Source organism: Microbacterium sp. LMX7-1.2 (assembly GCF_040675935.1).
In the GTDB taxonomy this organism is placed as follows: domain Bacteria; phylum Actinomycetota; class Actinomycetes; order Actinomycetales; family Microbacteriaceae; genus Microbacterium.
Map to the genome: position 1 here is coordinate 700458 of NZ_JBEGIL010000001.1, position 13716 is coordinate 714173.

Annotated in this window: 12 protein-coding genes; 7 read left to right on the forward strand and 5 right to left on the reverse strand. The window is 71.5% G+C overall.

All coding sequences use genetic code 11. The features are described from left to right. Window positions 1-5: 5 nt before the first annotated feature. Window positions 6-686: an MtrAB system response regulator MtrA gene (gene mtrA / locus MRBLMX7_RS03600; RefSeq protein WP_050721354.1), complete on the reverse strand. Its 681-nt coding sequence runs from the start codon at window positions 684-686 to the stop codon at window positions 6-8. A 95-nt stretch (window positions 687-781) separates the two neighbouring features. Here mtrA and MRBLMX7_RS03605 point away from each other — a divergent pair, with 95 nt between their 5' ends. From MRBLMX7_RS03605 to MRBLMX7_RS03625, 5 genes are all read left to right on the forward strand, one after another. Beyond that, window positions 782-2221 carry a hypothetical protein gene (locus MRBLMX7_RS03605; protein ID WP_363366238.1) on the forward strand — a complete coding sequence of 480 codons (1440 nt, stop codon included), beginning with the start codon at window positions 782-784 and terminating at the stop codon, window positions 2219-2221. Next, complete coding sequence (locus MRBLMX7_RS03610) at window positions 2218-2856, forward strand: DUF4129 domain-containing protein (RefSeq protein WP_363366239.1); 639 nt, start codon at window positions 2218-2220, stop codon at window positions 2854-2856. The genes MRBLMX7_RS03605 and MRBLMX7_RS03610 overlap by 4 nt, the downstream gene beginning before the upstream one ends. After that, on the forward strand, window positions 2853-4043 hold the full coding sequence (locus tag MRBLMX7_RS03615) for a DUF4350 domain-containing protein (RefSeq protein WP_363366240.1): 1191 nt from the start codon (window positions 2853-2855) through the stop codon (window positions 4041-4043). The genes MRBLMX7_RS03610 and MRBLMX7_RS03615 overlap by 4 nt, the downstream gene beginning before the upstream one ends. A gap of 163 nt (window positions 4044-4206) precedes the next feature. After that, the gene (locus MRBLMX7_RS03620) at window positions 4207-5130 is read left to right on the forward strand and encodes an AAA family ATPase (RefSeq protein ID WP_363370783.1); all 924 of its coding nucleotides are present in this window, start codon (window positions 4207-4209) and stop codon (window positions 5128-5130) included. After that, window positions 5131-6438, forward strand: coding sequence for a DUF58 domain-containing protein (locus MRBLMX7_RS03625; protein ID WP_363366241.1), 1308 nt, complete (start codon window positions 5131-5133; stop codon window positions 6436-6438). A gap of 26 nt (window positions 6439-6464) precedes the next feature. Here the strand turns inward: MRBLMX7_RS03625 and MRBLMX7_RS03630 are convergent, their stop codons facing one another. After that, a complete protein-coding gene (locus tag MRBLMX7_RS03630) occupies window positions 6465-7457 on the reverse strand; it encodes a stage II sporulation protein M (RefSeq protein WP_363370785.1) in 993 nt (330 codons plus the stop codon). A 16-nt stretch (window positions 7458-7473) separates the two neighbouring features. On the opposite strand from MRBLMX7_RS03630, the gene MRBLMX7_RS03635 reads away from it, so the two are divergent. Beyond that, window positions 7474-8283 carry an RDD family protein gene (locus MRBLMX7_RS03635; RefSeq protein ID WP_363366242.1) on the forward strand — a complete coding sequence of 270 codons (810 nt, stop codon included), beginning with the start codon at window positions 7474-7476 and terminating at the stop codon, window positions 8281-8283. 42 nt (window positions 8284-8325) lie between these two features. On the opposite strand, the gene MRBLMX7_RS03640 is transcribed toward MRBLMX7_RS03635, so the two are convergent. After that, the gene (locus tag MRBLMX7_RS03640; protein ID WP_363366243.1) at window positions 8326-8532 is read right to left on the reverse strand and encodes a DUF3499 family protein; all 207 of its coding nucleotides are present in this window, start codon (window positions 8530-8532) and stop codon (window positions 8326-8328) included. Window positions 8533-8615: 83 nt separating this feature from the next. On the opposite strand from MRBLMX7_RS03640, the gene MRBLMX7_RS03645 reads away from it, so the two are divergent. After that, a complete protein-coding gene (locus tag MRBLMX7_RS03645; protein ID WP_363366244.1) occupies window positions 8616-9038 on the forward strand; it encodes a metallopeptidase family protein in 423 nt (140 codons plus the stop codon). A 49-nt stretch (window positions 9039-9087) separates the two neighbouring features. Here the strand turns inward: MRBLMX7_RS03645 and MRBLMX7_RS03650 are convergent, their stop codons facing one another. Together MRBLMX7_RS03650 and MRBLMX7_RS03655 are read right to left on the reverse strand one after the other, a co-directional pair. Continuing rightward, window positions 9088-10470, reverse strand: a complete 1383-nt coding sequence (locus tag MRBLMX7_RS03650; RefSeq protein WP_363366245.1) for a DUF5719 family protein — start codon at window positions 10468-10470, stop codon at window positions 9088-9090. Continuing rightward, complete coding sequence (locus tag MRBLMX7_RS03655) at window positions 10467-13649, reverse strand: glycosyltransferase (protein WP_363366246.1); 3183 nt, start codon at window positions 13647-13649, stop codon at window positions 10467-10469. Before MRBLMX7_RS03655 ends, MRBLMX7_RS03650 begins: the two co-directional genes overlap by 4 nt. Window positions 13650-13716: the final 67 nt, after the last annotated feature.

Here is a 13716-nt window from a genome sequence, read left to right on the forward strand (position 1 = left end):
CGAGCCTAGGCCGGGCTCCCGGCCCGGTAGCCGACGCCGCGCACCGTCATGACGATCCTCGGGTTGTCGGGGTCGAGCTCGACCTTGGCGCGCAGCCTCTGCACGTGCACGTTCACGAGACGAGTGTCGGCCTTGTAGTGGTAGCCCCACACCTGCTCGAGCAGCATCTCGCGTGAGAAGACCTGCTGCGGCTTGGATGCGAGGGCGACGAGGAGCTGGAACTCGAGCGGCGTGAGCGCGATCGGGGTCGTACCGCGGCGGACCTCGTGCGCGTCGACGTCGACGGTGAGGTCTCCGACCCGCAGCTGCTCCCCCACCGTGGTGGGCGCTGGGCGCAGCCGGGTGCGGATGCGGGCGACGAGCTCCTTCGGATTGAACGGCTTGACGATGTAGTCGTCAGCGCCGACCTCGAGGCCGCGCACGACGTCGGACGTGTCGCTGCGCGCGGTGAGCATGATGATCGGGACGCCCGACTCGGCTCGGATCCGCGTGCAGATCTCGATGCCGTCCATTCCGGGCAGCATGAGGTCGAGGAGGACGAGGTCGGGGCGCTGCGTGCGCCACTCCTCCACCGCTTTCGCGCCGTCCGCGCAGAACACCGGCTCGAAGCCCTCCGTGCGCAGCACGATGCCGATCATCTCGGCGAGCGCGGTGTCGTCATCGACCACAAGGATGCGTGAGGTCATAACTGTTACCTTATGGCACTGAGTACCACGGCCCCACGTCTGCGCAGGCGAGGTGTGTTATGACACGATGGGAGCGCACGACGGAGGGAGTGCCGGTGACCGGCCAGACGTGGACCCCTGCCCCGAAGAAGGGCATCATCCCCCTGCATCCGATGACCTTCGGGATGCTGCTCGGACGCTCGTTCTCGGCGTTGCGGCACAACCCGAAGGTGCTGTTCGGGTTCGGCGTCGTGATCCAGCTCGCCGTGGTGGTGCTGAGCGCGGCGGTCATGGGGTTCGTCTTCGCGACCGCGTTCACGCGCCTCGAGTCGCTCTCGTCCTCGTCGCCCGACTTCGAGGCGATCCTGGCCGGCACGATCGGCATGAGCATCGTGGCCGGCATCGCCGTCAGCCTCGCATCCATCGCCTTCACCGCTCTCATGCAGGGAGTGGTCGCCGCCGAGATCGGCAACGCGGCGCTCGGCGTGAAGGCGTCGCTGGGGGCGCTCTGGAAGAAGATGATCCCCGCCTTCTGGCGGCTCGCAGGCTTCGCCTCGCTGTCGATCGTGTTCGTCTTCGGCGTGATGGTGCTCGTCTTCCTCATCATCGCGGCGTTCGTCGCCGGCGGCCTGGGCGGATCCGTCGAGGCGATCGGCGGCCTCGTGATCATCGTCGTCCTCCTCGTCCTCGCCACGATCCCGCTCGTCGTGTGGCTCACCACCAAGCTTTTGCTCGTGCCGTCGATCCTGGTGCTCGAGCGCGCGCGGTTCCGCGAGGCGCTGGTGCGCTCGTGGCGCCTCACGCGCGGCCGGTTCTGGGTCGCGTGGGGCGTCACCTTCCTGATCGGCGCGATCATGGGCATCGCGATGCAGGTCGTGAATCTGCCCGTCAGCCTCCTGAGCACGATGCTGGGCGGAGTGATAGCCCCGACCGGTTCCCAGGACCCCGCGGCCATCATGGGATTCGTGTTCGCGCTCCTCGCACCGCAGATCCTCCTCCTCGTGCTGCAGGCCATCACACTCGTCGTGCAGAGCTCGGCGGGAACGCTCGTGTACCTCGACTCCCGCATGCGCTACGAGGGCCTCGACCAGGCGCTCATCAGCTACGTGGAACGTCGTGATCTCGGCTGGACCGAGGAGCATCTCGAGGATCCGTTCGCGGTCGACCCCGCCCGGGCCGTCACGAGCGCTCCCCCGCCCAAGCAGGTACCCGAATGGGCGCTCGGCGCGGGATACGCGGGCGACCCGTACTCCGGTCAGCAGTATCCGGGTCAGCAGTACGCGAGTCAGCAGTACTCCCCGTACCCGGGTGAGCAGTACTCCCCCTACCCGGAGCAGCAGCCCGCATATCCGCAGTATCCGGCGCAGCAGTATCCGGCGCAGCCTCCTGCCCCGCCGTACCCCGGACAGCAGTACGCGGCCCCGCAGTACTCGTCACAGCCGTCGGGAGCATCCGCGCCACCACCCTACGCGCCGCCGCCCGCGGCCGACGACGCCTCCGGCGCACCGGATCCCGGCAGCTCGAGCTCCGACTCCGGCGGTGCAGGCCGCGCATGATCCGACCGATCGACGTGTTCGTTCCCGACGGGGACGACGCCAGGCGCTGGGCCGAGGAGGAACTCTCGAACCCGCGCTACGCCGACGCGAAGCCGACCTGGTTCGATCTCCTCATGCGTGACATCGGACGCTTCCTCGGCGACCTGTTCAGCGCCGACAACGGCGCCACCGAGGGGCCGGCGGCGCTGATCGTCGTCTGCGTGATCGTGGTGGCTGCCCTGATCGTCGCGCTCCTGGTCTGGGGACGCCCGCGGCGCTCGCAGGCCGTGCGCAGGCCGTTCGCGGGGCTGCTCGGCGCCGACGACGACCGCAGCGCCGCCGAGCTGAGGTCCGACGCCGAGCGCAGCGCCCGGGACGGGGACTGGGACGCGGCGACGATCCTGCGCTTCCGCGCCCTCGCGCGCGACCTCCTCGAGCGCGATCTGATCGATCCCGCTCCGGGGGCCACGGCGCAGGGAATCGCCCGCGAGGTGTCTTCCGTGTTCTCTCAGGAGTCCAGCGCGGTCCGCGCCGCCGCCGTCTCGTTCGACGACGTCCGCTACCTGCGGCGTCCCGCGACGTCCGAGAGCTACGCCGAACTCGCCGCGACGGACGAGCGACTGCGCGCGGCGCGCCCACGGTTGGTCAGCGCATGAGCGCGGTCGTCGAGGAGATTCCGGCGTCGACCGCCGAGGCGCCCCAGCCCGGTCGACGGCTCCGCGGTCTCGGCGGCTGGGCCGTCGTCGCGGCACTCGTTCTGCTCGGGGTGTTCGTCGCGACTCAGGTCGGCGTCCAGATGCCGGGCGGTCGGGGATCGCTCGACCCCGAGGGAGTGGGCGACTCCAGCAGCATGGCCCTCGCCGAGCTCCTCCGCGACCAGGGCGTCGACGTCACCGTCGCGCGCACTCGCGCGGAAGTCCGGACGGCGCTGACCGACGACGCGACACTCGCGCTGGCCAATCCCTACACGCTCACCGACGATGCGATCCTCGACCTCATCGAACCCGCCGACCGCGTGGTGTTCCTCTCCTCCGGCACGCACCTGCTCTCGCTCCTCGACCTCGGCGGCAACGCCGCCCCCGACTCCGCCGCCGTCGGGCCGTCGTGCGACGTCCCCGAGTTCGCCGATGTCGGCACGATCCGCCCCGACCGCCTGTTCGACCCGGCCGACGGCGTGGAGGGATGCTTCGGATCCGCGGACGCCGCCGCCGTGCTGCTCGACGAGTCCGAAGGCCGAACCCGCATCCTGGTCGAGGGAGCGCGCCTCTTCAGCAACGCCTACCTGACCGAGGACGGCAACGCGGCACTCGGACTCGCTCTGCTCGGCCAGACCGATCGCGTGGTCTGGTACGTGCCCAGCTTCGAAGACACCGACATCGAGGGGCAGTCCCCCGACACCCTCGGGTCGCTCACCCCCGGCTGGGTCACGCCCGCGATCCTCCTGCTGCTGCTCGCCGGACTCGCAGCCGCCCTGTGGCGCGGTCAGCGCTTCGGCCCTCTCGTCGCGGAGACCCTGCCGGTGACGGTCCGCGCCTCCGAGACCATGCACGGCCGGGCCCGCCTGACCGCGAAGTCCGGCGACGCCGGCCATGCCGCGGAGGCGATTCGCGACGGAAGCCGCCGACGGCTGGCGCGTCGTCTCGGTCTCGCGGTGCATGCCACGCCCGACGAGGTCGCGGACGCGGCATCCGACCGTCTGCGGATCCCCCGCGGGACGCTGCAGTCGTTGCTGTCGGGACCGCTGCCCGGCGACGATCCTGCGCTGGTCGAGTACTCCCGGCGTCTGCAGGAGCTCGAGGCCGCCGTCGATGCTGCTCTCGCGGACATGCGGAGACCCGAATGACCCGATCGCATCCGATGACCCCACGAACAGACACTCCCATCAGCCTTCGACCGGAAGCCGAGGACACCGCGTGACCACCGACCCCACCACCGACTCCCCCTCCCCCACGGCGGCGCCCTCCGCGACGGCGGCGACCGCCTCCGACGGCGACCTCCGCCAGGCCATGCACCGGGTGCGCTCCGAGGTCGACAAGGCCGTCGTCGGTCAGGCCGGCACCGTGACCGGACTGCTCGTCGCCCTTCTCGCCCGCGGCCACGTCCTGCTCGAGGGTGTCCCCGGCGTCGCGAAGACCCTGGTCGTGCGCTCGTTCGCACGCGCACTCGGCCTCGACACCAAACGCGTGCAGTTCACACCCGACCTCATGCCCGGCGATGTGACCGGATCTCTCGTGTACGACGCGCGCACCGGCGAGTTCGACTTCCGCGCGGGTCCCGTGTTCACGAACATCCTGCTCGCGGACGAGATCAACCGCACGCCCCCGAAGACGCAGGCGGCGCTGCTCGAGGCGATGGAGGAGCGCCAGGTGTCGGCAGACGGCACGAGCCGCGCGCTGCCCGATCCGTTCCTCGTGGCCGCCACGCAGAACCCCATCGAGCACGAGGGCACGTACTCGCTGCCGGAGGCGCAGCTCGACCGCTTCCTCATGAAGCTGGTCGTCGGGATGCCGGAACGCGACGCCGAGGTCTCGGTGCTGCGGCGACACGCCTCCGGCTTCTCGCCGCGCGAGCTGACCGGGGTGCAGTCGACCGTGACGGCGGACGAGATCCGGGCGGCGCAGGACGCCGCCGCTCGTGTCGAGGTCACGGACGACGTGCTCGGCTACGTGGTCGACCTCGCCCGTGCGACGCGGCAGTCGCCGTCCGTCGAGCTGGGCGCGAGCCCGCGTGCCTCGACCGCGCTCCTCGCCGCGGCGAAGGCCTGGGCATGGCTCAACGCCTCCTCCGCCGTGACACCCGACCACGTGCAGACCATGCTCGTGCCCGTGTGGCGGCACCGGCTGCAGCTGCGACCCGATGCACAGATGGAGGGGGTCTCGGCTGACGCCGTGCTCACCTCGGTCGTGCAGCAGACCCGGGTGCCGATCTAGGTGTTCGTCACCGGTCGTCTCGCGCTCGCGGTCGCCGTCGGCGTCGTGCCCGTCGTCCTGTCCGGGCTCGCCTGGTTCCCTCCGTACGCGGCGCTGGGGATCTGGATCGCACTGTGCGCCGTGCTCGTCGCGCTCGACGTGCTGCTCGCCCCCAGCCCGCGCGCCGTCGTCGTCACCCGACGCGTGCCGACGAGGACTCGCCTGGGCGAGCTCGTGCCCGTGAGCGTGGCGCTGCAGAACCAGGGCACCCGCACGCTGCACGCGCTGATCCGCGACGCGTGGCAGCCGACGGCGGGTGCGGGCAGTGACCGCCAGCGCCTCCACGTCCCCCCGGGCGAGAGGCGGCGAATCGACATCCCGCTGCTTCCCAGGCGCCGTGGCGAGCTCGTGAGCGAGTTCGTGATGATCCGCTCGCGTGGTCCGCTGGGCCTCGCCGGGCGTCAGGCGCGGCACCGCGTGCGTGGGACGGTGCGAGTGCTGCCGGCGTTCTCCTCGCGTAAGCACCTGCCGTCCCGGCTCGCCCGTCTCCGGGAGCTCGACGGCAACACGAGCATCCAGGTGCGCGGCCAGGGCACCGAGTTCGACTCGCTGCGGGAGTACGTGCGCGGCGACGACGTCCGCTCTATCGACTGGCGGGCCACGGCGCGCGCGGGGACGACCATGCTGCGCACCTGGCGCCCCGAGCGGGACCGTCACGTCGTGATCATCATCGACACGGGTCGCACGGCGGCAGCACGCGTCGGCGACGGCACCCGCGTCGACGCCGCGCTCGAGGCATCGCTGCTGCTCGCGGCGCTGGCGGCCCGGGCCGGAGATCATGTGCACCTGCTGATGTACGACCGGGTGGTGCGCGCACGGGTCACCGGGGTCGAGGGTGCGGCGCTCCTGCCCGCACTCACCGACGCGATGGCCCCCGTGCACGCGCGACTCGTCGACACGGACTGGTCCGGCGCGTTCGCGGCGGTGCGCACTCTCACGACCCGCCCCTCACTGATCGTGGTGCTCACGGCACAGGACGCCGCGGAGTCCGCCCGCGGCTTCCTCGGCGCGTTCCCTGATGCCGGTCGTGCCACCTCGATCCTCGTGGGCTCGGTCACCGACGACGGGATCGCCGATCTGACGACGCAGCGGGGATCGCGCGAGGAGATCTATCTCGCCGCCGCCGCCGAACGCACCATGCGCGATGCGGAGAACGTCGCCGACGCGATCCGCCGTGCGGGCGGTGAGGCGATCGCCGCAGACCCCGAGACGATGCCGCCGCGCATCGCAGACCGCTACCTGGAGCTGAAGGCCGCAGGTCGGCTCTGACACTGCATGTCGGGGCGCGCCCCGCGTCAGCCTGCCACGAGACGCGGCGTACCCGCCTCGTACTCCACGAGGTCACCGGTCTCACCGCGTCGGTGAGCACGGCCGCCGATCACGAGCATGTAGATGAGGAACACCGCGAGCGCCGCGGCCCCGATCCCGATCTTCACCGGCCACGGCAGAGTCCAGCCGGTCACGAAGCCCTCGACGAGCCCCGCGAGGAACAGCGCGAAGACGAGGCCGATCGCGACGGTCGCGAGGGAGCGCCCCTCGGCCGCGAGCGACTCGGTGCGCGAACGATGACCTGGAGCGACCCACGACCAGAAGAGGTGCAGACCGCCCGCGGCCGCTACGAAGATGCACGTCATCTCCAGCATCCCGTGCGGCAGGATGTACAGCACCATGATGTCGGCCTTGTCATGTGCGGCCATGACCGCGCCTGACACCCCCAGGCCCATCGCATTCTGCACCAGCGCGTACACCGGCCAGATCCCCGTGACGCCGAACAGCACGCACTGCAGGGCGATCCAGGCGTTGTTGGTCCACACCATCCCCATGAAGACGGCCGCCGGGTTCTCGGTGTAATAGCCGGTGAAGCTCTCGTCCGCATACTGCTCCAGCGCGTCGGGCGGCCCGAGCGTCGCGATCAGCGCAGGATCGGAGGAGATCCACGCCGCGGTGCCCACCGCGACCGCGATGAAGGCGACGGCGATCACGAGGGTGGTCCAGCGCAGTCGGTATAGCGCCGCGGGAAGCTGCAGCGTGAAGAACCGCGCAGTCTGCGTGAGGACGCTGTCCGAGGCCCCGGTGAGTCGCAGCCGGGCGCGCACGAGCACCGTCGACAGGTAGGACCCCTGCGGGGACTCCCCCACCGAGGTCTTCAGCTCGGCGAGATCGGCGGATGCCGCGCGGTAGCGGACGATCAACTCGTCGACGCCCGCTCCGTCGAGGCGCGCACGGCTCAACTCGTCCAGGCGTTCCCATTCGGCCCGGCGTGCATCTGTCAGCGCATCGGCATCCACCTGATTTACTGTACTCATGTCTGCCCCGCTCGATACATCCGACGAGGTGCTCTCCGGGGAGGCCGTCGCGATCGACGTGCAGCCCGTCGGCTTCGTCCTCCGGGCTGCCGGCGCCCTGATCGACATGGCCGTCGGCTTCGGAGTCTTCCTGCTGTGGATCTTCCTGCGCGTCTGGCTGCTCGACGCCGGCGTCCTCGACGAGGCGACCGATCGGATCGCGACCGTGAGCGCGCTCGTGGTGAGCTTCGTCGTGCTGCCGATCACGATGGAGGTGGCACTCAAAGGCCGCAGCCTCGGCAAGCTCGCGGTCGGCGGTCGCATCGTGCGCATCGACGGCGGTGCGACGGGATTCCGTCACGCCTTCATCCGCGCCCTGCTCGGCGTGCTCGAGATCTACATGACGCTGGGGAGCGTGGCGGTGCTCTCCGGTGTCTTCAGCTCTCGTTCGCAGCGCCTCGGCGACATGGTCGCGGGGACGTACAGCCAGCGGGTACGGACGCCGAAGCTCGCACCCTCCGTTCCCGTGCTCCCGCCCTCCCTCGCGGGGTGGGCCCAGATCGCCGATGTCGCCCGGCTCCCCGACCGTCTCGCACGGCGCATCTCGCAGTTCCTGCAGACCGCGCCACGGCTGGTGCCGACCGCACGGGCGCGCGTCGCCCACGATCTGCTCGCCGAGGCGTCGGCCTTCGTCTCCCCGCTCCCCCCGGTCCCGGCCGAGCAGGTGCTCGTCGGCATCACGGTGCTGCGGCGCGAGCGAGAGCGCCGAGCGCTCGAGAACGCCGACCGTCGCGCCGAGAAGCTCACCGGACGTCGCGTCGGCGTCTGAGGCCGCCGCGGCGTCGTCGATCGACCGTGTGGTGACGACGCGTCAGGCGCGGAGCGCCTCGTGCCGCACCACGAGCCAGCCGGAGGGGACCGACAGCCGATCGGCGTGCGGCGCGCACAGGTCGTGCGCGTGGGGATGATTCGCGGCGCCGAGCGGGCCCAGCGCCGCCATCTGGTCCCCGTAGTCGTAGGTGAGCGTCGCCACCGCTTCTCGCGCGCAGCCGACCTTCGAGCAGAGTCTTCCGTCCATCACCGTCAGGCTACGTCCGCTCGGACTCGGTTCGTGGATGCCGCGCCGCCGGTTCCTCCCTCGGTTCGGCCTAGACTTTCGCTATGCCTCGTCGTGCCCGCTCCTCCGCCGCCCCTCGTCGTGGAGCGCGCCACGGACGGCACGGACGTCTGGGGCGGAGCGAGGTCGTCCGGCCGCCGCTGGCGCCGCTGGACGGGCGGATAGACCGGTTCGACCTGACCGTCGGAACCGCCGTCGAGTTCCTCAGGGGCACGTGGCCCGAACTGGAGGGGGTGCGGTTCGAGATCGGCGCGATGCCCTCCTTCGACGGTGGCGACGAGGTCCCGCGGTGGTACCTGGACCGGCAGAACCGCCGCATCGTGCTGTTCCGGCTCCCGATCGAACGGATGCTGCCGCCGGGCCACGACGACGGCGCTCATCGGCGCATGGCGATCGAGAGCGCGGTGTTCCGTGCCGCGGCCGAGTACGTGGGCCGGGAGCCCTGGGATCTCGGTCACGACCACTGAACGGACGCCCCGAGGCTCACGTCACGAAGACCGCTCGCCTCGCTGTGCGTCAGGGATAGACCGTGATGCTCTGCTGCGCTCCCGCTGCCGGCCACACCGGCCAGCCGGCCAGCGCCCCGGCGGCGGTCATCGTCACGGAGGCGTGCACCGGAGACGAGGGTCTCACCGAGTAGACGGTACGCGGGTCGAGGTCCACGGCAGCCGAGGAGCCGGCGGGCACGGTGACCGTCGTGGGGTCCCCGGCCCCCTGCTCCGCGATCTCGACCTCGGCATCCTGTTCCTCGTCGTTCACGAGGACCAGCCGAGGGTCAGGACCGTCGGGGACCGCCACCAGGACCTCGGAGTCGAACTCGGGGGCGGGCAGGAGCCACGCGAAGTCGGTCTGCGGTCCGGAGCCGTCCTGCTCGCGCACACCGGCCAGGACGGGGACGTCGGAATCGACCTCGACGGTGTACTCCCCCGGCGGCACGGCTGACAGCGAGAGCTCGGTGGGCTCGTCGGCCGTGAGGGGAATGGGCAACTCCACGACGGAGGAGGACTCGCCGACCGTGCGGACGGTCACGACCGCCTGAGCATCCTTCTCGGGCGACATCAGGCGGACGACCGCCATCTCGCTGCCGTCCGCCGGACTCTCGATCACCTGGACGCCCGGGATAACGGGATGCCGCTGCGGAGCCGTCACGGCATCCTGGAGGTCGGCGCCGGCGGGGTCGAGGGTCCGAGTGAGCGAGGACTGCAACACGGCGCGCACCGGGGACCCCGTGGTCGCGACCTTCACGACCGGGATCTCCGAGCCGCTCGCGATCGACGTCAGCGGAAGGGCGACCTGCGCTCCGGCCGGTACGATCACGGACGTCGACGCGCGCACGGTGCCGAAGAGCGACAGCGTCACCGTCGAGGGCACCGCGCCGGGGTTCGTGAGCACGATCAGGTCCTTCGCCCCGGTCGCGACCGTGCCACCGAGCAGCCAGGATTCGGTGCTCGTCGGGCGGCACGGGGCCGCGGCGAACCCGAAGAGATCCTGCTCCGCCAGGTTGACGGACTCGGTCGCCCCGAGCAGCGGCGCGATGCGCCCATCCACCTCGCCGACGAGCCGACGGACGTCTCCAGCTCCGACGAGGTCGTCGACGCGGAGGGCGGTCGATTCGGGTGCGCCGTCGGACCCTCCCGAGGTGATCGTCGGCGTCGCCGCCGAGACCATCTCGAACGGATTGGCGGAGTCGCGTCCGAGAGCACGGAAGTCGCCGTTGCACACGAGTACCGTGTCGCCCGGCATCGGGGTCACGTCGGCCTGAGCAGGCTCGTGCGAGACGGTGGGCCACGGCGCGGCGATCGCGAGCACGGCGCCCACGACGCACGCGGCCGCGACCACGGCCCCGGTGAGCACGCGGGCGCTCGTCGCTGCCACACGGAAGACTCGGTTGCCGTTCATCGGCTCTCCTCCTCGGGACGGGGATCGGACGAGGCGGATGCATCGGACTCAAAGTCGGATTCGGACTCGGACTCGGAGTCGGATTCGGACTCGGGCTCGGGCTCGGGCTCGGGCTCGGGCTCGGGCTCGGGCCGATCCTGCTGGTCCGATGGCGGAGCATCGGACAGGGGATCTCCGGATGCCGGATCATCGGCTGCGGGGACGTCGAGGTCGTCGTCATCCGCCGAGGCATCGCCCGCCAGGTCGCTACCCGCCGGAGTCTCGCCCGCGAGCCCGTCGGACTTCGCCGCAGTCTCGACGGAGTCCGGTGCCGTTTCGGATGCGTCCGTGAACTCCCCGTCCTCGACATGGCGCGGCAGAATCATCCGCTCCTCCGGCGCGAGGCCGACGATGCGCGACGTTGCACGGGCAGCACGCCGCGACGCCCGTGTCGGGATCGACAGCAGCAGAGCGGCGAAGACCAGAACGAGCTGCAGCGTGATGACGAGACGCGAAGTGGTCTGTTGCGCGGCGGGGAGCGTCGCCCGCGGCTCCGCGTCGGCCTCGAGACGGTAGAGCACGCCCCGATCGGTCGTCCCCGCCTGCACGAAACCTGCCCGCTGGTCGAGGGCGGTGACCGCTGCGGTGCGCAGCGTGCGCGCGCGGTCGGCTTCGTCCCCGGGCACCTGCGCGAGGAGCACATAGGAGATGCCCAACTCGCCGAGCTCGCCGGCGGCGTCGAAGTCTCGGGCGGAGAGCAGATCCACCGACAGCGTCGTGACGTCCTGTCCGCGCGGTTCCGTCGCTGTGGAGAGCATCGTCGTCTGCGCGCCCAGGGTCTCGCTCGCGCCCCAGGCGACCTCGGAAGAGAGTCCTCCGTCGTTCTGCGGGGTGAGCACGAGAGTGCCGACCGGACGATCTCCGCCTGCCTGCGCTGCCACGTATGCGGGCAGCGTCGATGCGGGGCCGTCGGTCAGAACGGACGTCTCCGTATCCGCGTGCTGTGCGGCGAGCGCCGGGACGGCGCACACGGCGATCGCGAGACCCGCGACCGCCGCACTGACCACCCGGAGCCGTGGAAGCGTGATCGCGCTGTCCAGGGTCACCAGCGCGGCCCCGAGAACGCCGATCCAGGCGAGACTCAGTCCGGTGCCCGGCCAGATCGCCACCGGAACCCCCTGGGCGAACGCGACCGTGATCCCCACTGCGAGAAGCGCCGTGGCGAGCCCCGAGGATGCGACGACGAGCAGCGTGATGCCGGCCCGCCAGCGCGGGGAGACCGTCGACACCAGTGCGAGCAGCGCGAGAGGAGCGAGGAGGACACCGGCCCACGGAGCGATCTCCGCCCCGACGAGCGTGTCCCACCTCGCGATGTCGGGCGACGGGAATCCCGAGACGAGTCCGAGTCGACCGGCAGCGTCCGCGGCCGCCTGGGGGCCGGCCCACAGGTACCCGGGATCCGCGAGCACGGCGATGAGGCTCCCGTGGCGCACCTGCCAGAAGACGAGCGGCACGAAGAGCGCGGCAGCGGGGACCAGGACCCAGAGCAGACGCACGGCGCCGCGGATGCGTGCGCCGGCGAGGCTGATGCCGACGGCCACGACCCACAGGAGCAGCAGCGCGGGTGCGAGAGAGGGCGCGCACGCGACGACCGCGGCGAACACGAGGGATGCAGCGCCCGCGGCACCCCACGATCGGTGTGCCACGACGGCGGTGTGGAACAGCCACGGGAGGAGGAGGTGCACCAGCACGGCGGCGGGACGGCCGTCGACCAACGCTGTCAGGAAGGTCGGCGCGAGCGCCCAGACGATCCCGGCGAAGATCCGCAGGCCCGCACGGTCCGTCACGCGTGTCGCGGCGAACCAGCCGCCGACGACGGCGAGCGGGAGGGCGAGTATCCAGAGCAGAACGAGGGAGAACGAGGGTCCGGCCGGCCACAGCGAGCCGAGCACGGCGACCACCCCCGCAAAGGGGTCGGCGGGCCCGATCACGTCGACGCCCAGGCCGCGGAGCCCCCAGGCGGCGTCCGCCCACAGCGCGCCGACCGTCGTGCGCAGCGGGAGCAGGGCTCCGCCGCCCAGCACTGGCCAGGCCAGGAGGGTGGTGAACGAGGCGACGCTCACGACGAGCGCACCGAGCACGGCCCAGGCGCCGCCGCCGGAGAAGAACCGGAGCTCGCTCACGGCGCCGTGCTCGCTGCCGTGCCCGTCGTCGAGTCGTCGACGCAGATCTCCGCGCGTGACCCGCAACGGGGCGATGCTCGACCAGCTGGAGGTGCGGAAGGCGCGGATCCGCTCTCGCGACCTCGTGATCGCGGGAACGCGGGCCATGGCCGTCACCGCCGCGCCCCATTCGGGCGCGACCGCTTCGGGACGCTTGCCGATCAGATGGGTCACCGAACGCCACAGGGCGAGCGGGAGCAGGCTGAGCCAGTGCAGGGGCACGGCGACGGCGGGAGCGTAGGCGAGCCGTCGGTGGAGCTGGGCGAGCCTGGTCGCGAACGCGCGGCGGCTGCGTCCGACGGGAAGGGCGGCGGGTCCGTCGGGCGAGACGGAGATGCGCGCGGCGGGCGCGAGGACGACGCGCCCCCCACCGAGGCGCGCGCGGACGCCGAGGTCCAGCCCCTCGTCCGCGCCGGCGAGCGCAGGGTCAGGACGGAGGGCGTCGCGGACCTCCGAGCGGATGAGCATCCCTCGGATGTCGGCGCCGAGGACGTCATCCCGGCCGTCGTGCTGCCCCTGGTCGAGTTCGCCGGCTGCGAGTTCGACGGACCGGCCGAGACCGGTCATGCTGACCCCGAGCGAGACGATCTCGCGATCGTCATCCGTGTGCACGAGCTTGGGAGCCGCGATCGCGGCGGAGGGTGAACGCTCGAGCGTGCCGATCAGCCGCTCCAGGGCTCGCGGATGCGGTGCGGTGTCATGTGCGAGCAGCCACACGGCGCTGCCGGCCGCGACGCGCGGCCGCGCGAGTTCGACGGCCTCGGCGAAGGATGTGCTGCTGCGCGCCTCGATGACGCCCTCGACCAGGGAGGCCACCGCGTCGCTCTCGCGCGCGGTCGTGGCGTCACCGCACATGACGAGCGTGATCGCGACGGGGCGGGTGGACAGGGCACGCAGCGCGTCGAGCGTGCGGAGCAGTTGCGCGCGAGCGGAGGAACCGGGGCGCGCCACGATGATGGCATGAACTCGGGCTGGCATGACGTGGTCAGCCTAAGCGGCTCGGCACCGGGTCTGCGGCAGTGGCTCCGGCGTGGCCGCGAAGCCG